Genomic DNA, 19,633 nt, shown 5'->3' with positions numbered 1-19,633 from the left:
GAAGACTGGGCGGCATGGCCGACCGTTGCCGGCAAACGAATTGGTACAAAGGCTGGCGACGAGCCTTGATCCATTTCCTTCGATTCATTGATCCAGCGTCGAAGCAGGTTTGTGTTAAGGTCATTATCCAAAGCGATGCGTGAAACAGACTTGCCAGAGTGCTGGCTTTCAGCAACCAGCCGGGCTTTGAATTCAGGCGTGTATTGACGGCGTTTTCGGTATGGGCGAGTTACGCTTACGTTGTTCATTTATAGTGTCCACTAACGAATAAGTGGACACTATCATGACGCCTGCCGCACCAGGCTCAAGATGGGTTTACCGGACGCTTACGTTGCTGGATTGATGAATTGCAATCAACTGGTCCGCGCACTCACATATCCGACTGCAAAATCGTTGCAGGATACTATTGGCATATCTTTCAGATAATTTGAGAGAAGCCGCAAGCATGTGGATGTCGTTTAGGGTGATCTGGCTGTATATCTTTGCATGGCCAACTAGCCATACTAGAGCGTTAGCTCCCCATCCGTTCCCGACAGCATAAACGGCTGTTGAGAGTAGGTCGTAATGAGGAGTGAGTGTTAGCCTGGATCCATCAAGAAAAAATGGAAGGTTTTTGAAGTTGTCATCGCTGTTGCCTACCAATATGTTGAACCGATACCCGGTTCTTCATTGGGTGGTAGCAGGGTCATTGCGCCTGCTGATTCAGCGCCGAATGTTTCAAGCAACCCAAAAGCATCTGCCTTATCGATCTTTGCACCACTAGCAAGCAGTTCTCTTGCGCCTTCTTCAGGTAGTAGGTTATCAAAGAACCACTGCACAGGCCGGGTTATGCGCCATCGATAAATAGACTGGTCTTTCGGGGTAGTTGAGGGCATAGGTCGAACTCCGACCACAGAGCATCATACTCAAACTGCCTTAGATTATTAAACTCACGAAGCTCGCCAATCTTTGAGGTCATAAACTTGCATGATTAGGCCATCATTCCAAATTTCATTCTGTTGAGAATATCACCCGCGAAATTGATGCCAGTCATCGTGTCGAGATACTCAACATTTTCTCGTAATTATATAATACAAACTTGTGCAGTCCGCAGTCCGCAGTCCGCAGTCCGCAGTCCGCAGTCCGCAGTCCGTAGTCTGGTCTGGTCTGGTGTGGAGAGGTAAATGTACTGTCGAGGTCGGAATTGTAAGAAAGTCTACAGATGGCAGAGTGTGGGGCAAGTATTGGTTTTGACAAACGTCATAGGTAGCTAATTAAGAGTAATTTTAGTTAGCTTACGATTTGAGCTTTAGCGATTTAATCGTACAGTGATCAGCAATAATAAAAGATTGTTGTGGGAATGCAGTCAGAGTTAAGGAGAAAATGCAAAGAGGAAAGAGATCAAGACAATACAGGATGATACAAGCCAGAACAAAAGCATGCGTCAACGTATGCATCTATATGAGGGGGGTTAAAAAATATCGAGTGAAGTCAAATACTTAAGCTAAGTAAATGGCGGTCAGGGAGGGATTCGAACCCTCGATACCTTGCGGTATACACACTTTCCAGGCGTGCTCCTTCGGCCACTCGGACACCTGACCGTTATGAGGCGCGAATTCTATCATAAGTCCCTGCTAGTGCAAGGTATTTTGGGTTTTTTACTAAAATTCGTAGTCAACACTGCTGAAAATCAGATTCAATGAACGAAGCGCTTCTGCGACCCAGGCTTCAGTCAAAATATGTAGTTGGAAATAGGTAGTCGAGAATATGAGTCCAGTCCTATTGATAATAATGATATATTGTTAATACATTTTAATAACTTGGGATGTCTACATGAAACGATCATTAACCCTTACGCCGTTAAGTCGTGAGCATCATCAGGCACTGGTTTTTAGTAAGCGTTTAAAGGAGATATTTAATGCGCCTTCAGATAAGCAGTTGCAGCAGTGGTTAACGTTTAAGCCTTTATTAGTCGCTGCTCTGTTGCCTCATTTCGAAGAGGAGGAGCGCTATTTTTTACATGAGTTGGGCGTCTCGTCACAGCATCATCTTATACAGCATATGTTGCAGGATCATCAGTCCATTCGTGATTATATCGACGCGCAAGAGTTGGATAAGCTGAGTGTGTTTGCTGATTTGCTAAAGGCTCATGTGCGCTTCGAAGAAAGAGAGTTATTTCCCTGGCTTGAAGAGACTTATGCTTTGAATTGAGACATTGAATTGATAGCGAATTTACCGTTGAATTATCTATCGTGCTATTTTTATCGCAAACCTATTCTGAGTAGAGTGTTATGTCTGATTCGTTAAGTACTGTTTCTGATAAGTTGGGGATGCCGCCCGGCGCTTTGGTGCATGTGGGTAATGTTCATGAAGCGGTTACCAGGCTATTTGTCGTCGACTACACGAGCGAGTACGCCAATGAGCATAGCATTCAGTCAATTGATGAACTTCGCCAGTACAGAAACAGCAGTAGCATAACCTGGGTGATTATTGAGGGCTTGACGGATGTGGGGGTTGTAGAGGATGTCGGAAAAATGTTCGATATTCATCCGCTGGTTCTTGAAGATATTCTTAATACACACCAAAGACCCAAATTTGAGGAATATGACGATTATCTCTTCATCGTTTTAAAGTGTTTGATGCCAGAAAAGGGAGAGTTTTCGGTTAACTATGAGCAGATAAGTCTTTTAGTGCTGCGTAATGTTGTGCTGATGTTTAAAGAGAAAACGGATGATTTGTTCAACCCCTTGTTGAAGCAACTAAGAAACAGCAAAGGTCGGCTCAGAAGTTCAGGTTCCGATTATCTGACCTATTCTGTATTGGACAACATTGTGGATCAGGGTTTCTTGCTGATCGATGCATTAGATGAAACGGTTATTCTGGTGGAGAGTGATGTTTATGATAACCCCACGCCCGCGACTCTGAATCAGATTCAGCGCCTTAAAAGAGAGATGATTAATGTCAGAAGGAACATGTCACCGGTACGGGAGATGCTGGCGGCGATGCTGCGTAGCGAATCTCCGTTAATTCATGAACAAACTTATCTGTATCTGCGCGATGTTTCTGACCACTCTTTGCGTGTGATTGAATCTGTTGAGTCGTATCGGGATATATTGTCAGGCTTGCTGGAGATCTATATTTCCAGCATCAGTAATAAAATGAACGAAGTGATGAAGGTGTTGACGGTCTTTGCATCAATTTTCATTCCATTGACCTTTCTGGCGGGTATCTATGGAATGAATTTTGAGTACATGCCGGAGCTGCATTGGAAATGGGCTTATCCGGCATTGTGGGTGGCATTTATCACTATCCCCGCAGTGTTGCTTGTTTATTTCAAAAAGAAAAAATGGCTGTGATTAATTATGATAAGTGATCTTACTCCATGGGCCATCAGCGCCGGTTATGTCAACTGTGTAGCGGTCTGGTAATATCTGTTTTGTTCTTCGCTGGGCACCATACTGCCGCCGGTGGCCCAGCTTATATGCGTGGCGTGCTCCATTTTGTCTTCTAGCTTGTGTTGTTTTAAGTAGGCACTGCCTTTAGACAGTATATTGATAATGCCCGGCAAGCTTGCCAGTGCAGATGGCTCCAAAGAGAGTTGCTCGGTATCTTTCAGCAATTTAAGCAGCCGGTACATATTTTCATCACTGACCGTGTAAATTCCGCTGAGTAACGGTTCCATGAATTTACCCACAAATGCTGAAGGGCGGCCAACCGCCAGGCCATCAGCACAGGTTTTATTATCAATGCCAATATCTTGCACGCTAATCTGGTCATGAAGCCCTGAGTACATACCCAGCAGCATGCAGGGTGAATGGGTAGGTTCGGCAAAAAAGCAGTGAACGTTGTCGCCAAAAACGTGTTTTAAACCAAATGCTACACCGCCAGGGCCTCCTCCTACGCCACACGGCAGGTAGACAAACAAAGGGTGTTCTTCATCAACAATGATCTGCTGTTCTTTCAGTTGTTTTTGCAGGCGTAAGGCAGCAACGCTGTATCCTAAAAAGAGATCCTGAGAGTTTTCATCATCGATAAAGTGAGCAAGCGGTGTTTGTTTGGCCTGTTCCCGGCCCTGTTCAACCGCTTTGCTGTAATCATCGGCATGCTCGACGACCGTCACACCTTTACTGCGTAGCAGATCTTTTTTCCATTGGCGGGCATCTGCAGACATATGCACTGTCACAGTAAAGCCGAGCTTGGCGCTGATAATTCCTATGCTGAGCCCAAGGTTACCGGTAGAGCCAACTATGATGCTGTGCTTAAAAAAGAAATCTCGTAACTCTGGCGTGTTTAATATCCGATAATCTGAATTTTTATCTAAAAAACCTGCAGCAATGGCAAGAGTCTCTGCATGTTTAAGAACCTCGTAAATACCGCCACGTGCTTTGATAGAGCCTGATACTGGCAAGTGGCTGTCGCATTTCATCCAGAGTTTACCTGGCAGGGAGATGCCGGCAATCCTCGAAAGGGCATGCTGAGCGTTGGGGATGGCGCGTAAAGGGGATTCTATCAAGCCGTGACTAATGGCTGTTTCCGGGAAGGCTGCCGCGATGTAGGGTGCGAATCTTGTCAGGCGGCTGGCAGCATCTTCGATGTTGGCTCCGTTTAAGACAAGGCTATCTTGTATGGATTTAAAATTTGTCAGCCGCGGGTTTAGCCAAAGCAGTTCATGTAGTTTTTGTAAATGGGGTGTCAATGAGTGTGTATGAAGTAATGATAATTGTTCAGCTGTAATGCTCATAACAGGTTGTGTCTCAATACAAGATCAGAAAGTGGATTGCTTGCTATTTAAGTATCGTGATCGGTAATTGATATTGTGTACAGGGAAATAATTTGATGCCGGGCTACGGGCTGAGAATTCAGTATAAAGTTTTATGCAGAGATTAAAAAGCCCGCAAGGTTGTGGCCTTGCGGGCTTTTAGTGGTTATTTCAGTTAGAAATTACCAGAGGGCAATTTACTGATGAGCTGACGCAAGAACTTTATTGAGCGTAGCGCTTGGGCGCATGACGCGTTTTACCGTTTCACGTTTAGCGTGGTAGTAACCATCCAGTTCAGCAGGGCGACCCTGAACTGCGCTGAGTTCGCCGACAATAGTGTCTTCGTTATCAGCTAATGTTTTAGCCAACGGTGCAAACAGGTTTGCCAATTCTTTATCTTCTGTTTGTGCTGCAACGGCCTGAGCCCAGTACAACCCCAGATAAAAGTGGCTGCCACGGTTGTCCAGTTCACCGGTTTTGCGCGACGGCGACTTGTTATTTTCTAACAATTTTCCGGTGGCTTGATCCAGTGTTTTAGACAGAACAGTCGCACGTGGGTTATTCTTTTTGATGCCCATATCTTCAAGAGAAACCGCTAATGCCATGAATTCACCCAGTGAATCCCAGCGCAGGTGGTTTTCTTCTTCAACCTGCTGTACGTGTTTAGGTGCAGAACCGCCAGCGCCTGTTTCGTACATGCCACCGCCTTTAAGCATCGGAACGATAGACAGCATCTTAGCGGACGTACCCAGTTCCATGATTGGGAACAGGTCAGTCAGGTAGTCACGCAGGACGTTACCGGTAACGGAAATAGTATCTTTACCGCGGATCTGGCGTTCCATGGATAAACGAATCGCTTCGTCATAAGACATGATACGGATATCCAGACCTGTGGTGTCATGATCCTGGAGATAAGTTTCAACTTTTTTGGCCAGTTCCATGTCGTGAGCACGTTCAGGATCCAACCAGAAAATGGCAGGTGTATCAGACTGGCGAGCACGCGTTACGGCTAGTTTAACCCAGTCACGTACAGGCTCATCTTTAGTCTGGCATGCACGCCAGATATCACCTTTCTCAACTTCATGCTGAGTCAGAACAGTACCGGCAGCATCAACGATACGCATGGTACCATCTTCAGTCATCTCAAATGTTTTATCGTGTGAGCCGTATTCTTCTGCTTTTTTAGCCATTAAACCAACGTTAGGTACGGTACCCATTGTGGTTGGATCAAATGCACCGTTAGTTTTGCAGAAGTTAATCATTTCCTGGTAGATGCGAGAGTAAGTACTTTCAGGCATGACTGCTTTAGTATCTTTCTGCTTTCCATCGGGTCCCCACATTTGACCAGAGCTACGGATCATTGCAGGCATAGATGCATCAACGATGACGTCACTGGGTACGTGCAGGTTAGAGATACCTTTAACAGAATCAACCATCGCCATTTCGGGGCGAGTAGCGTAGCAAGCCTGGATATCTTCTTCGATCTCTTCACGCTGAGAACGTGGCAGGCTGGAAATTTTGTCGTAAACGCTGCCCAGACCATTGTTTGGGTTAACTTCAAGCTCTTTAAATAGCTCGCCATGTTTTTCAAACAAGTCTTTATAGAAAACTGTCACCGCATGACCAAATACGATCGGGTGAGAGACCTTCATCATCGTCGCTTTAACGTGCAGCGACCACATAACGCCGCTTTCTTTAGCATCGTTCAGCGTCTCTTCAAAGAATTCACGCAGCGCTTTGCAGCTCATAAACATGCCGTCAATAATTTCGCCCTGTTCCAGCTGCAATTCTTTCTTAACGGTTACCTTGCCATCTTTAGCGACAAACTCAATGCGCACATCGGTTTCTTTATCAACAGTGACAGACTGTTCACTAGAGAAGAAGTCTCCACCGCGCATATAGTCAGCGTGAGTGCGAGAGGCTTTGCTCCATTTACCCATAGAGTGCGGAAATTTACGTACAAACGCTTTAACCGCAGCGGGAGCGCGGCGATCAGAGTTACCTTCACGCAGTACAGGGTTAACCGCACTACCAAGAAGCTTGCCATAACGTACCTGGAGTGCTTTTTCTTCATCTCCATGAGCTACTTCAGGGTAGCTTGGAATATCATATCCCTGAGATTGCAGTTCAGCGATACAGGCTCTCAACTGAGGAATGGAAGCACTGATGTTTGGCAGCTTAATGATATTAGCGTCAGGATCCTGAGTGAGTTCACCCAGAAAAGACAAGCCATCTTCTACTTTCTGATCTTCAGTCAGACGTTCGGGGAAAGCTGAAAGAATTCGGCCTGCCAGTGAAATATCGCTAATTTTGACATCGATATCAGCAGCGGCTGTGAAGGTTCTAACGATGGGTAATAAAGAGCAGGTAGCCAGTGATGGAGCTTCGTCAGTAAGGGTGTAATATATCGTTTGTTTCGTTGTTGTCATTTCTCATCCCCGAGTAGTTTAGCTTGATCGCCACAGGCTTGAAGTAAGTTGACTTTTGGTCTGGTTACTCCACTGGTCCAAGCCTTTTATCTGTATTTTTCGAACAGAATTATACCGGAAGTGTCATGTCGGTTATACGCTTGGACTATGCACTTAAGGATAATAAAACGTTGATTATGTAAAAAATCTACAAAGGTAGTAGGGCTTTCAAAGAGATACCAGGCCTCTATCGGACACTTTTTGATCATTATCTCAATCAAGATATTAGTCCATCAGGCCAGCTTGATCAGGCCCGTTTCATCAGGCTGGTTTAATCAAGAGACTTTCATCAAGAGATTTCATCAGTAGAGTCCGCTAAACAGAATGCGCAGAGGAAGTATAGATAGTGAAGTCGTACTACTTGTCGTGCTCACTTGTCGCAGTGCTTAAAAGCCGTGCGCCTGAATGCTTTTTGAATGATTACATTAGAACGATTAAATGGATGAGTAAATTTAATAACTTTCTTAAATTAAAAAAACTAAAAAATCACTCAAAAAATACTCAAAAAATGCTCAAAAAGCACTCAATAAATTAATTTAAATTTAAGTTTTTCTACGTTTTTATTTAGCTAAACGTTTGTTTTATCTTCAAATTAATATTGTCGAGTATAAGATTGTTAAATTAATTAAATTGTGAGATATTTTAAGCTTAATGGTCTTTTTGACTTTTAATTTGATGCGTGATGCTGGTTGTTAAGAGGTGGGAGCTAAGATGAAGGGAAATAAAAATAAAAAGAATTATCTTTTTGATGGCATTAACAGGGGCATTGAGAGGGGCTTTAACAGGCGCATTAATAATGGTGCCTGTAAAAGCAGCTACGGAATATTTTCGCGTCGTGCTGTTATCTATTTATTAGTACTGTATTCAGGTAATGCATTTTCTGCAGCTGCTTCTGATGAAGCGCTATTAGAGCAATATAAACAACTACTAATGGAGCAGCAAAAGCAATTTGAAATACAAAAAAAGATGTTAACACAGCAGGGTCAACAGATTGATGAGTTGAAATCCAGGCTCGATGCGATGTCTCAGACCCCTCCCCGAAGAAACCTGCCCTCTGGCCCTGTAGGGCAAAAGCCGCCGCAAACTCCTGAAGAGGTATCCCCGCCTGAAATAGCCAGACTAAGCGATAACGTCGGCGGTGTGCTGACCAAGAAAGGCAAGTTGATTCTCGAACCTGCCATCGAGTATTCATATAATTCGAAAAATCGTGTCTTTCTTGATGCGTTTACATTTTTACCCGCTTTAGCGGTTGGCCTTATCGATCTTCGTGAGGTAAAGCGGCATGGTACCTTCGCCAGTTTAACCACGCGCTATGGTATGACAGAGCGTTTGGAACTTGAATTTAAATTGCCCTATGTGTATCGCTCAGACAGCCAGCGGTCACGCCCCGTCAGTGTAGGAGTGGGTGATGATGAGATCTTTAATGCCAGCGGTCATGGTATTGGTGATTTGGAATTTTCGGCGCGCTACCAATTAAATAACGGTAATGACGGCTGGCCAATATTTATTGGCAACGTAACGGTGACGTTACCGACAGGAACGAGTCCATATGATGTCGAGTATGTTCTGTCGACGCCCGGCGCTGTGTTTCCAACAGAGCTACCAACGGGCTCTGGCTACCTGAGTATTCAACCGAGTATAACGGCACTCTATCCAACAGATCCAGGCGTATTTTTTGGGAATCTAAGCTACAGCTACAATGCTGAAACGGATGAAAGCGTCGGCAAAGTAAACCCGGGGGATACCATTGGCATGAGTTTCGGATTGGGTTTTTCTTTGAACGAACGTTCTTCTTTTAGTTTGGGCTACTCGCATAAACATGTTTTTGAAACACAGGTCGATGGTGATAATCTTAAGGGCAGTGTGTTGGACATTGGGCAGTTGTCGATCGGCTATGCATTTAGGCTATCAGAAAAAACAAATGTGAACTTGTCATTGGGTCTTGGTACAACTGAAGATGCGCAGGATGTAAGGCTTAGCCTGCGAGTGCCAATGTCCATATTATAGTCAGTTACAATCAACAATATAAAAATTTAGCCGTGTAATCATATAAGTACGCGGCTATTTTTTTAAACGCTTCTTATACTTTGTCTTTCCGTATTAATAGATTCAATAGGTGGTTTTATATTTAACCGATAGCCTATTCCTTTTAACGTTATAATCCAGTGCGGACTATAAGGGTCTACCTCTACTTTCTTGCGCAATAGGTGCATGTACTGGTAAAGATCAGACTTATTAGCGCGATTATTTTCTGGCCACAGGTGGTTGATTATTTCTTGTGGGGTAAATATGTGATCAATATCTGCTGCAAGCAAGGTAAAGAGTTTGAACTCTTTACGTGTCAGGTTTAGATTCTTTTCTTTAAAATAAACGGCCTGACTACTGATGTTGACAGTAAATGGCCCCGTTTTATAATGGTCGCGATGTGTTTTTCGGCTAACGTTTAGCTTTTGTGATCCAGTTACCGAAGACGCTTCTGCGTGGTCTTCATGATTGTTTCCATTCCTGCGGTCTCTGTTTCTGCGGTCATTGTTTCTTCTGTCGGGGAAGGGGTGGAAATTATAACTAAAATGCTCGCGTAAGTATCCATCCAGCTTTTCCATTATCGGATCTTCTAAATAAAAATCTATCCATGACTCTTCCTGAATATCTTGCTGATCAGCATGATTGAAAATAGCGCAGATGGGTATTTTACTATCCTTGTTTATTTTCTCTAATACTTTTAGGTAGGCTTTTGTCGATTTTTTTTCCAAATCTCTTATATCAACAATTATCAATTTATATGAATTTTCTACTTCATCGGGGCTAATCTGTTCCTCAGTAGGTTTTGTACTCACCGTTAACTGGTTAGCAAGCCCATACCCATTTAACATTCCGATAATGAAATTATCATTAGATATCAGCAATATAGAGTTGTTTTTTGAAGTTTCCATATATGTCTTCCGTTTAAACTATTCTATTTTAGTTATTATTGAATAGCATCTGAATTATAAAATTTTCATATAAGCATTATCAATTATTTTATAGATATTTGACAGGCAATAATACTTTCATTTTGTTATTAAATTAGTGCTAACTATAATATATCCTTTAGTATCAACGAGATGCTGTTTGATGATAATAATTACTATTATCATTTATATTGTGTACTAAGATCAATAAATCAAAAAATCAAAAAATCAAAAAATCAATAATTTAAGTTATTAAAACGTATGTTTTACTTAAAGTTAAATCATTTTATTTTAAGGTTATGATTTTTTATTAAGTATTTTTTGATTTTTCTTATATGTTTTTTTGAGTTGTTTTGGTTGATTCTGGATGCGTTGGGATATCGCCGCCGCCGTTCTTTGGTGAATGATATTATTTGATCATGCAGTCAATTAACCACGACGGGTAATAATAATATAAATGGAGCATCACAATGAAAACTAATACTAAACTGCTAGCTGCTAGTATTGCACTTATCTTGGGAACATCCACCAGCGCGTGGGCAAACCCAACTAACACAGCTACTGAAGTTGCAGATTCGCAAACGGCAACAGCTACTGCTGAAAACAGTGGTGAGGCAGCAGGGACTGCAAATGAATACTCTTCGGCTGTAGGGACCGATAACTCAGATAACAGCACTGATAACACAGACAACAGTACCGCAGATAACGATACTGATAACTCAGATGCCAGTTCGGCAGCAGGAACTAATTCTGCTGCTAATAATGGTAGTACTGCTACCGATAACACTAACAACTCTGATAACAGTACCGATAACACCGATAACAGCACCGCTGATAACGATACCGATAACACCAACAACTCAGACAACAGTACCGATAACACTAACAACTCTGATAACAGTACCGATAACACCGATAACAGCACCGCTGATAACGATACCGATAACACTAACAACTCAGACAACAGTACCGATAACACTAACAACTCTGATAACAGTACTGATAACACCGATAACAGCACCGCTGATAACGATACTGATAATTCCGATGCGAGTTCGGCTACGGGAGCTAATGCAGTAGCTAATAATGGCAGTACCGCTACCGATAACTCTGATAGCAGCACCGCTGATAACGATACTGATAATTCAGATGCGAGTTCGGCTACAGGAGCTAACGCGGTAGCAAATAATGGCAGTACCGCTACCGATAATTCTGATAACAGTACCGCTGATAACGATACTGATAACACCAACAACAGCACAACTGATAACAGTGCTGCCAACGGAACTAACGCTGCAGCTAACAATGGAAGTACCGCTAGCTCAGACAATAGTGACAATTCAGACAACTCAGACAACAGTTCTGCTACAGCAACGGATGCAGCAGCAAACAACGGAAGTACAGCAACGTCTGATCGTTCTGACAACAGCATGGCGAATGCAAGTGCTCCAGGTTCAGCTGCTGCAAATGGTGGAAGTACTGCAACCTCAGACAACTCAAATAACTCTGATAATTCCAACAGTTCTGATAACAGCATGGCCAATGCCAGCGCTGCCGGTTCAGCTGCTGCAAACAACGGAAGTACTGCAACGTCTGATAACAGCAACAACAGTGATAACAGCGCTGCAACTGCAAACGCTATGGGATCTGCTGCTGCAAACAATAACAGCACAGCAACCGTAGATAACAGTGATAACAGCGACAACAGTTATTCAAATGCCGAAGGAACCGGTACCTCTTCTGCTAATAACGGTGGTACAGCAACAACCACTTACAGCGTTAATAACTCTGACCTGATGGGAACTGTTACAGGAAATACATACGGTTATCCTTTAGAAGGTGCTTCGCCATCTTCATTGAGTAACAGTATCACTGAATCCTTCAACGGTACTGCCGGTGTGAACCAGAATGTCCAGAATGCTGGGGCTAATGCTTTGAATCAACAGCAGGTTTCTTTCCAGGGTAATGTGAATGTAAACCAATAACATGTGTTGATTTGGTCATCACCTAATAGGTTGTCGGCTCATTTGCCGGCAACCTTCATAATAATAAAAGGGAGAGTGTGATGAAGTTTAATAAAAAACTTTATGTATTTATCATACCCTTAGCAGTTAGTTATGTTGGAGGGCTTAGCGCGCTTCCGCTGGATGTGAACCAATTCCCAACACCAAGCTACGCAGTACAGCTTGACGAATTAGATAACGTTCGCGGTCGTGGTGGGGTTGTTAATATGACAACCATTGTGAATTCAAATATTGATGCGGAGTTATCAAATAATACAGCGATCAATAATGTGACAGGCTTTAATATTATTGATAACGGTGCTTTTACAGAAGCGAGTGGTATTTTTTCTATCATACAAAACACAGGAAATAACGTTATTATTCAAGACTCTACCATCGTTAATGTAACCATCATGCCATGATGTAGGGGTTGATTATGAGGTTATTCGTTGTTGGTTTGTCTTTTTGTATGTTGTTATTAATTAATTTTAAAGTGCAAGCTATAGAGTTAAGTGGATTTTCAATAGGGGGAAATTACAAAATTCCTGTTGTTAGCTTCAATGATCGTAAATTTTCCACAACCTACAAACAACAGTACGATTTCAGTTGTGGCTCTGCTGCACTGGCTAGCCTGCTGACTTTTCATTATGACTACGATATTAACGAACAAGGTGTGTTCGTAGATATGTTTGAGTATGGTGATAAAGCAAAAATACAGCAGCAAGGTTTTTCCATGTTAGATATGAAGCGCTTTCTTGAGAGACGCGGCTATAAGTCTAATGGTTTTCGAATGCCTCTTGATAAATTAAAAGTTCCGGCTATAACAATCATTAATAATAATGGTTATATGCACTTTGTTCTCATTAAGGGATATAACGAAAAAGAAGTGCTGGTAGGAGACCCATCTGTAGGTGTGAAGGTGATACCTCTGGATGATTTTAATACGATGTGGGGGCAACGTATTTTATTTCTAATAGAAGATTACCAGGATATTGCATCGCGACATTTTCAAAATAGCAGTGAGTGGAGTATTCGTGTAAGAGCGCCGTTAGATAGCGTGATAAGCCGTGCCAGTTTAGCAACATTCAACGTATTACGACCAGGAAGCTGGGATTTTTAACAGTAAACCGGCATTTCAAATTATTCCTTTTTCTTTGTGGTTTGGTCTTTCGTAGGGAGGCATAAAGATGACTATTCAACGTATCAGTACAAGAGCGCTATCTTTGCTTATCGTAGCGTTGAGCGGAAGTTTCTCGTCTTTCCTTTTTGCTGAAAACCTCTCAGGGCAAGGTTTGTTACTCTCACAAAAGGCACAGTTAACCAGCCAAGCGAGTAGCCCCGTTAATCCCCTCGCTGATAACCACATAATAAGTAGCAACTGGCAAACAGTATCTGATGAAGAACTGGACACTTTACGTGGTGGTTTTACACTGCCAAGTGGATTGGTTGTTGATTTTCGTTTTGATAGAAGGATATATCAAAATGGTATAGAAGCATTTTATACCTACTTTGAATTACCACAAAATACTGCGCTTAGCCGAGGAGTTTCATCTGATTTGGCTGCAAATTTCAATAATATGCTATTGAATTCTGTGACTCAAAACAGTTTGGATAACCAAATAATTAGAACAATAAATACGATTAATATTGATATCAGTAATATCAAAAATGCTAATTTTGATGCGAATCACTCTGCATTTTTCAGGGATGTGGTAAGTCCGGGCTTTAAATAAGTGCGTTTAATTAAGCAGACCTAAATAAGCCGATCTAATTAGACAGATCGGTTTTTTAGTATTTGATGTTTATACCGGCTGAAAGCTCAGAGTTTTTATCCTGAATAACACCCAGTAATTCAGCCATAGGCATAGGCTTGCTGTAATAATAACCTTGGTAGCTATCACAGCCTTTTTCCTTCAAAAATTCATATTGTTCCTGGTTAACCACACCTTCAGCTACTACCCATAAGTTAAGATTTTTAGCCAGCGATATGATGGTTTGCACGATAGCCCTGTCGTTGACGTCCAGCAAAATATCATTGATAAATGACTGATCGATTTTTATCACATCGATGGGCAAGTTTTTCAGGTATTGGAGAGACGAATAGCCGGTACCAAAATCATCTATGGCAAGACGAATACCCATCTCTCTTAGTTCGAATAATTTTCTTTTTGTTTCGTCCAGATTGTGGATAAGAATAGATTCAGTCAGTTCCAGTTCAAGCTGCTGAGGCTGGATGTTATGATTCAGCATGATGCGCTGCATTTCAGAGATAAAGTTTTTTTGCTGAAATTGGCGGACACTCATATTCACTGATATAAAAGAAATCAGTTGTTTTTTGTGTGTGTTCCATGACGATATTTGTCGGCAGGCTTCTTCTAATACCCAGGTACCGATAGGAACAATCAATCCGCTTTCTTCAGAAATCGTTATGAAATCATCCGGATACACTAAGCCGCTGTTCGGCTTTTGCCATCGGATGAGTGCTTCTGCGCCGCTGACTGCCTGGGTTATAAAGTTAATTTGTGGTTGGTAAAACAGTTCAAAGAGATCTCTATTGAGTGCGTCATGTAAGCCATGTTGAACACTTAAACGTTCATCCGCTTCTTTTTGTAAACTGGGGGTGACAAACTTATAGTTATTGCGGCCAGATTGTTTGACTTTATACATGGCATTATCAGCCAGTTTCATCAAGTCTATGATCTGGTCGGTATCATCCGGAAACATCACGATGCCGATACTGACGGTAATCTGCAGTTTGTTCTCTTGCGTGATGATGGGTTCTGATATGGTATGAATAATTTTTTCGGCAACACTGCTGGCATGGCTTATCGCATTTTTTTTATCTTCGCCTAAATCGGCGAGCAAGACGACAAACTCATCCCCCCCCAGGCGGGATATCGTATCTTCCTCACGAATACAGTCAGACAAACGTTTGGCGACCTCTTGCAGAAGATCGTCACCAATTAAGTGCCCTAAAGAGTCGTTAATCACTTTAAAGTGGTCAATATCTAATATGAAAACGGCACCGTGTTGACGGTTGCGGTGCGCCTGAACGAGTGCTTGTTTGAGGCGATCTTGTAATAAAATCCTGTTGGGTAAGCCTGTTAACGGATCGTAATAAGCCATAAAGTTAATTTGTTGTGCATCTTTTTTCCGTTGGGTGATATCTGAAGACACACTAATATAATACGCGGGTGAGCCGTCAGGGTTGCTGACGGTTGTCAGGCTAATCCATTCAGGATAAATTTCACCATTTTTTCTTTTATTCCATATTTCACCCTGCCAATTTTTATTGAGCTTTAGCGATGCCCACATATCCTGATAAAACTGCTCATTGTGTTTTCCTGATTGTAAAATACTATAGTTCTTCCCCAGTGTTTCTGCTTTGATAAAGCCTGTGGTTTGAACAAAGGCTTTATTAACTTTGATGATATTGTAGTCAGGAGCAGTAACAATAATCATCTCTGCACATTCGTCTAAAACGGAGGCCGATAGGGTTAAATCTTGCTCTAAGGTTTTTAAATGCGATATATCACTGATCGCTATGTGAATACGCATGCCTTTTTTATGGTGCTCGGGTGCACAATCTAAGTGAACCCAAAAGGGGCTAATGGTTTTAGTGTGTAAGCGCAGTTCACATGTTTGAAATTTTTTCTCGTTGATGATTTTTATGCAACAAAAATAAAAAATATCCTGATCATCAGGAAAGACCAATGAATTAAAAAGATGCCCAAGAAGGTCATTTTTATGTAGCGTTAATTTACTAGCCAGCGTTTGGTTTATTTCCAGAATTTGGTTATTCGTATCCAGAGTGACATAACCCACCGGCGCAATATCGTAGTGCCTGAAATGAACAGAGATCTCCTCTTTTAGCATCTCCTGTAAGATACTTAACTCAGCATTGGCTAATTGAAGTTCCTCATTCTTTCGTTCCAGTTCCATTCTGTATGTATTGATATCATCTAATATTCTAACAATATCGATGTTATTCTCTATGACAGCGGAATGATCCGTCACCTTCAATATATCTTCAGTTTTTTTTCGAAGTTCAGAGAATTTTTCTCCTTTACTCATAGATAACTACCTCAAGTGAATGCATTCGCTCCAGGTATCAAAACTAAAAATTGTGTTGGCTGAAGGATGGTACTGAATTTGTAACATGCTTATTCTTTATAACCATTCTAAAACTTTCTGAGTAAAGGTGTGGTTTTTTGATGTAATTATGATTGTAAATTTATTTTTTAATTCGACGTAGCGTTTTTTTAAAAACCATTAGAAATACCAGTTAATTTTATAAACTAGAAATAAGCCTCTCCGCCACGACTGCAGTCAGCTTGATATTACCTTTGCAGACACCTTGAGAGTCAGCGATTAACGCTTTTTAGTCAGAAATGTTGTGCTTTTATAATGTTCAAAATTTTCACTCCTAAAATGTATCCTGAGTGTTTTATTTTCAATGAGAGACGTGGGTGCGCATATGCGATAGGGTAGCCATTGCCCGAAATTATCAGCGCTGATATATTCGCCACCTTCCAGTTCAGCGCCTTTTAATCCGCTAATCGTTACATGTAATCTTTGCAGTTCTGGATTGAAACTTTCCAGTTTGAATAAATAACGGTTACAGATAGTTTTTTCATCGCGTTGATGAAATAACTGCCCGCGATCGCGGCGGATTTCTACCAGTAATTCAGTTTTGTTACTAAATCCATAGACTACAGCGGCACTGGTGCTGAGAAAAACCAGTGAGTAACCAATTAGCCTGGGTCGCCATACGGGGCTACTGCGTTTAGCGAGTTGATCTTCAGAGCAGAACTTTATTAATCCTTTAGGGCGATGTATTTTGTCCATGACCGCATCACAGGCATCAATACAGGCTCCGCAATCGATACAGGCTGCTTGTAAGCCATCACGGATATCGATACCCGTCGGACAGACCTGAACACAAAGGCCGCAATCAACGCAGTCGCCACTACTTCCATCAGCCATTCGTTTGTTGCTGCGCGGCTCGCCCCGGCGCTTATCGTAACTGACAGTTCGTGTCTGATCATCAAACATAACGCTTTGAAAACGCGCATAAGGGCAGGCGTGGAGGCATATTTTTTCACGTACCAGCCCGGCATTAAGATAGGTGAGTGCCGCCATACAGGTTAACCAACCAAGGGTGACAGTACCTGCTTGCCATGTAAATAAATCAGTAACGAGCTCACGTACCGGGATGAAATATCCCGTAAAGGTTACGGCTGTAACAATGGAAAAACTAATCCAGAGTAGATGTTTGCTGAGACGGCGAATGAATAAACCACCACGCAAAGGCTGGTGTTCATGGCGAGCGCGGATATTGGCGCGGCCTTCTGTCCATTGTTCAATACGGATAAAAACCCATGTCCATATACTCTGCGGGCAAGCAAAGCCACACCATATGCGCCCCCAGCCAACGGCCATAAAAAACAGTAAGCTGGTTCCGGCAATCATTATTCCTGCTAATAATGGCAGATCGTGCCACGAGAGCGATGTACCAAAAAGTAAAATGCGCCGCTGGCTAAAATCAAACAGTAACCAGGGTTGCCCATCGACTTGTAACCACACTAATGCGAAGTAAATTATTAATAATGGCCAACTGATAAGACGGCGGCACTGCTGGAAAAAGCCTTCGGTTAATCGCACATGGATTTTACTGTCGACGAATGATGAAGGTTCAATGATCTGTACGGGTATTTTCTGCATAGCTGACAAGATCGCTCATAAAATAGGTTTGTAGACTCAGGAGCAAAGAGGATAAAGGAAGATTTTCGATAGGATCAGGCATAAAAAAATAAAAATTTTACGGTACAGATGGAGCGACAGGATATATTCTATTGTTCAAGGCTCTGTTTGACAGACCGCTATGTTGGTGGCACTGCCATCGCGTAATTGTTTAAAAGCACTGCCCATATGTTTTCTCAAATGGAAATTTCAATGCCTCGGGATTACCGCTATCAACAACTGGAAAGCTGGCTTCGGGATGGAATTGCTGGTCAGCGATGGCGTGTCGGTGAGCGTCTGCCATCGGTACGCGAAATGTGTAAAGATCGGCAGCTTTCTAAAGCCACTGTGTTACATGCTTATCAGCGTTTAGAGGCTCAGGGTGTAGTCGAAGCTCGCCCTAAATCCGGATATTTTGTGATGCCTGCTGCGGTGTGCCGCGATCAAGCGGCGGCCATGGACGGTACTTTTTCAAGAGCTACTTCAGGGGCTACTTCAGGGGCTGGTTCAGGAGCTATGGCGGCACCTGCACCCGTTACCGTTAATGAGGTTGTGATGGACATCATGACTCGTGGCGCCGCTTTTGATATTTTGCCGCAAACAACCACCGGGCATAATAGTAGTGCTGGTATTGTCGCGTTAAATCGCAGTATAGGGCGGGCTTTACGCCGCCAGCCAGTGGCAGCGCATCATTATTATGATGAACCTGCAGGGGATGCGTATTTAAGGGAGCAACTGGCGCAGCGCTATCGTCGTCAAGGGTGTGAGCGAATAGCGGAAGATTTTTGTATAACGGCAGGATGTCAGCAATCACTTTTCCTTGCGTTAATGGCGTCTTGTCAGCGCGGTGATATTGTTGCTGTTGAATCACCAGGTTTTTATGGAGTTTTGCAGTTACTCGAGCAGCTCGGTTTACAGGTGGTAGAGATTCCTGCCTCACCGGTAAACGGGATGGATATCGACGCACTGCAAAGCGCACTGCAACAATGGAATATCCGCGCTTGTGTCGTTACTCCTGCTTTTGCAACACCTACCGGCGCTACTTTGCTGGCGGCTTCACGCCAGAAATTACTCTTGCTGGCTGATCAGTATGATCTGGCAGTGATTGAAGATGATATCTACGGGGATCTGGGCTTTTTTAGCCGTCCTGAGCCACTTAAAGCGGATGATAAGTCGAACAGAGTGATCCTCTGTGGCTCTTTTTCGAAGAATTTATCACGTGACCTCAGAGTGGGGTGGATAGATGCCGGACGCTGGAATACTCAGGTGAAACGCCTCAAGTTGGTGACTCAGCTCGCCAGTAGCCGCTTTGTCCAACAAGGACTTGCCGCTTTTATCAAGGATGGTGGTTACGATGCGCATCTGCGCAGGCAGCGAGAGCAGCTCCGGCAACAGCGTGATCAATGGGTAGATTATTTGGATCAGCACTGGTCACACGAGATTCACTTTAGCGTTCCACAGGGCGGTTTAGCGATCTGGCTGCAACTCCCCGAAGGCGTTGATACTCTTAGCGCATACGGCGTTGCTTTGCAGCAAGGTGTAGTGATCACCCCAGGATCGCTTTTTTCTGCAACAGATGGCTATCGCAATTGTCTGCGCCTGAGCTTTTTGCACCCCTTATCGGCTGCGCGTCAGGTAGCATTGAAGACAATAGCGGCGCTACTTTCAACCTGATTCAGAACTTATTTCTCACCACTCAGTTCACCAGTCCGTTCATTAATTAACTCAGAA

16 protein-coding genes and 1 tRNA gene are annotated in these 19,633 nt (G+C 42.9%); 8 read left to right on the top strand and 9 right to left on the bottom strand.

What is annotated here, in order from left to right:
• From BM099_RS08675 to BM099_RS08660, 4 genes are all read right to left on the bottom strand, one after another.
• Positions 1 to 248: transposase (locus tag BM099_RS08675; RefSeq protein WP_143083751.1), on the bottom strand; the 248-nt coding region annotated here is incomplete at its 3' end.
• A gap of 67 nt (positions 249 to 315) precedes the next feature.
• Positions 316 to 642 (bottom strand): HipA domain-containing protein, encoded by a 327-nt coding sequence (locus tag BM099_RS20910; protein WP_177201124.1) that lies wholly within the window; start codon positions 640 to 642, stop codon positions 316 to 318.
• Complete coding sequence (locus BM099_RS08665) at positions 636 to 875, bottom strand: HipA N-terminal domain-containing protein (protein ID WP_090726788.1); 240 nt, start codon at positions 873 to 875, stop codon at positions 636 to 638. Before BM099_RS08665 ends, BM099_RS20910 begins: the two co-directional genes overlap by 7 nt.
• A 617-nt stretch (positions 876 to 1,492) precedes the next feature.
• Positions 1,493 to 1,580: transfer RNA gene (locus tag BM099_RS08660), tRNA-Ser, on the bottom strand.
• A gap of 232 nt (positions 1,581 to 1,812) precedes the next feature.
• On the opposite strand from BM099_RS08660, the gene BM099_RS08655 reads away from it, so the two are divergent.
• Both BM099_RS08655 and corA read left to right on the top strand, forming a co-directional pair.
• A complete protein-coding gene (locus BM099_RS08655; RefSeq protein WP_090726787.1) occupies positions 1,813 to 2,190 on the top strand; it encodes a hemerythrin domain-containing protein in 378 nt (125 codons plus the stop codon).
• An 80-nt stretch (positions 2,191 to 2,270) separates the two neighbouring features.
• Positions 2,271 to 3,335, top strand: coding sequence for a magnesium/cobalt transporter CorA (gene corA, locus BM099_RS08650; RefSeq protein WP_090726785.1), 1,065 nt, complete (start codon positions 2,271 to 2,273; stop codon positions 3,333 to 3,335).
• 44 nt (positions 3,336 to 3,379) lie between these two features.
• Here corA and BM099_RS08645 read toward each other — a convergent pair whose 3' ends face one another.
• Positions 3,380 to 4,720: a D-serine ammonia-lyase gene (locus BM099_RS08645; protein WP_090726783.1), complete on the bottom strand. Its 1,341-nt coding sequence runs from the start codon at positions 4,718 to 4,720 to the stop codon at positions 3,380 to 3,382.
• Between the two features lie 215 nt (positions 4,721 to 4,935).
• Positions 4,936 to 7,167 carry an NADP-dependent isocitrate dehydrogenase gene (locus BM099_RS08640; protein ID WP_090726782.1) on the bottom strand — a complete coding sequence of 744 codons (2,232 nt, stop codon included), beginning with the start codon at positions 7,165 to 7,167 and terminating at the stop codon, positions 4,936 to 4,938.
• A gap of 750 nt (positions 7,168 to 7,917) precedes the next feature.
• Here BM099_RS08640 and BM099_RS08635 point away from each other — a divergent pair.
• A complete protein-coding gene (locus tag BM099_RS08635) occupies positions 7,918 to 9,213 on the top strand; it encodes a transporter (RefSeq protein ID WP_198064185.1) in 1,296 nt (431 codons plus the stop codon).
• Positions 9,214 to 9,275: 62 nt separating this feature from the next.
• Here BM099_RS08635 and BM099_RS08630 read toward each other — a convergent pair whose 3' ends face one another.
• On the bottom strand, positions 9,276 to 10,139 hold the full coding sequence (locus tag BM099_RS08630) for a winged helix-turn-helix domain-containing protein (RefSeq protein ID WP_090726779.1): 864 nt from the start codon (positions 10,137 to 10,139) through the stop codon (positions 9,276 to 9,278).
• A gap of 488 nt (positions 10,140 to 10,627) precedes the next feature.
• Between BM099_RS08630 and BM099_RS08625 the strand changes: the two genes are divergently transcribed.
• From BM099_RS08625 to BM099_RS08610, 4 genes are all read left to right on the top strand, one after another.
• Positions 10,628 to 12,142 carry a YadA family autotransporter adhesin gene (locus tag BM099_RS08625; RefSeq protein WP_090726777.1) on the top strand — a complete coding sequence of 505 codons (1,515 nt, stop codon included), beginning with the start codon at positions 10,628 to 10,630 and terminating at the stop codon, positions 12,140 to 12,142.
• Positions 12,143 to 12,222: 80 nt separating this feature from the next.
• Positions 12,223 to 12,582: a hypothetical protein gene (locus tag BM099_RS08620; protein ID WP_090726775.1), complete on the top strand. Its 360-nt coding sequence runs from the start codon at positions 12,223 to 12,225 to the stop codon at positions 12,580 to 12,582.
• Positions 12,583 to 12,596: 14 nt separating this feature from the next.
• Positions 12,597 to 13,280: a C39 family peptidase gene (locus tag BM099_RS08615; protein ID WP_090726771.1), complete on the top strand. Its 684-nt coding sequence runs from the start codon at positions 12,597 to 12,599 to the stop codon at positions 13,278 to 13,280.
• A gap of 67 nt (positions 13,281 to 13,347) precedes the next feature.
• The gene (locus BM099_RS08610) at positions 13,348 to 13,893 is read left to right on the top strand and encodes a hypothetical protein (RefSeq protein WP_090726769.1); all 546 of its coding nucleotides are present in this window, start codon (positions 13,348 to 13,350) and stop codon (positions 13,891 to 13,893) included.
• 55 nt (positions 13,894 to 13,948) lie between these two features.
• On the opposite strand, the gene BM099_RS08605 is transcribed toward BM099_RS08610, so the two are convergent.
• Entirely contained in the window at positions 13,949 to 16,234 is a 2,286-nt protein-coding gene (locus BM099_RS08605; protein WP_090726766.1) for an EAL domain-containing protein, read from the bottom strand.
• Between the two features lie 297 nt (positions 16,235 to 16,531).
• Entirely contained in the window at positions 16,532 to 17,884 is a 1,353-nt protein-coding gene (gene ccoG, locus BM099_RS08600) for a cytochrome c oxidase accessory protein CcoG (protein WP_090726764.1), read from the bottom strand.
• A gap of 231 nt (positions 17,885 to 18,115) precedes the next feature.
• On the opposite strand from ccoG, the gene BM099_RS08595 reads away from it, so the two are divergent.
• Positions 18,116 to 19,576 carry an aminotransferase-like domain-containing protein gene (locus BM099_RS08595; RefSeq protein WP_090726762.1) on the top strand — a complete coding sequence of 487 codons (1,461 nt, stop codon included), beginning with the start codon at positions 18,116 to 18,118 and terminating at the stop codon, positions 19,574 to 19,576.
• Positions 19,577 to 19,633 lie beyond the last annotated feature (57 nt).

The organism is Neptunomonas qingdaonensis (assembly GCF_900113275.1).
Lineage (GTDB): Bacteria > Pseudomonadota > Gammaproteobacteria > Pseudomonadales > Balneatricaceae > Neptunomonas > Neptunomonas qingdaonensis.
This window is presented reverse-complemented; position numbering and strand designations above follow the sequence as displayed.

Coding starts and splice junctions, on each gene's coding strand:
- BM099_RS08665 (WP_090726788.1), bottom strand. CDS start 875: ATGCCCTCAACTACCCCGAAAGACCAGTCTATTTATCGATGGCGCATA.
- BM099_RS08655 (WP_090726787.1), top strand. CDS start 1,813: ATGAAACGATCATTAACCCTTACGCCGTTAAGTCGTGAGCATCATCAG.
- corA (WP_090726785.1), top strand. CDS start 2,271: ATGTCTGATTCGTTAAGTACTGTTTCTGATAAGTTGGGGATGCCGCCC.
- BM099_RS08645 (WP_090726783.1), bottom strand. CDS start 4,720: ATGAGCATTACAGCTGAACAATTATCATTACTTCATACACACTCATTG.
- BM099_RS08640 (WP_090726782.1), bottom strand. CDS start 7,167: ATGACAACAACGAAACAAACGATATATTACACCCTTACTGACGAAGCT.
- BM099_RS08635 (WP_198064185.1), top strand. CDS start 7,918: ATGAAGGGAAATAAAAATAAAAAGAATTATCTTTTTGATGGCATTAAC.
- BM099_RS08630 (WP_090726779.1), bottom strand. CDS start 10,139: ATGGAAACTTCAAAAAACAACTCTATATTGCTGATATCTAATGATAAT.
- BM099_RS08625 (WP_090726777.1), top strand. CDS start 10,628: ATGAAAACTAATACTAAACTGCTAGCTGCTAGTATTGCACTTATCTTG.
- BM099_RS08620 (WP_090726775.1), top strand. CDS start 12,223: ATGAAGTTTAATAAAAAACTTTATGTATTTATCATACCCTTAGCAGTT.
- BM099_RS08615 (WP_090726771.1), top strand. CDS start 12,597: ATGAGGTTATTCGTTGTTGGTTTGTCTTTTTGTATGTTGTTATTAATT.
- BM099_RS08610 (WP_090726769.1), top strand. CDS start 13,348: ATGACTATTCAACGTATCAGTACAAGAGCGCTATCTTTGCTTATCGTA.
- BM099_RS08605 (WP_090726766.1), bottom strand. CDS start 16,234: ATGAGTAAAGGAGAAAAATTCTCTGAACTTCGAAAAAAAACTGAAGAT.
- ccoG (WP_090726764.1), bottom strand. CDS start 17,884: ATGCAGAAAATACCCGTACAGATCATTGAACCTTCATCATTCGTCGAC.
- BM099_RS08595 (WP_090726762.1), top strand. CDS start 18,116: ATGCCTCGGGATTACCGCTATCAACAACTGGAAAGCTGGCTTCGGGAT.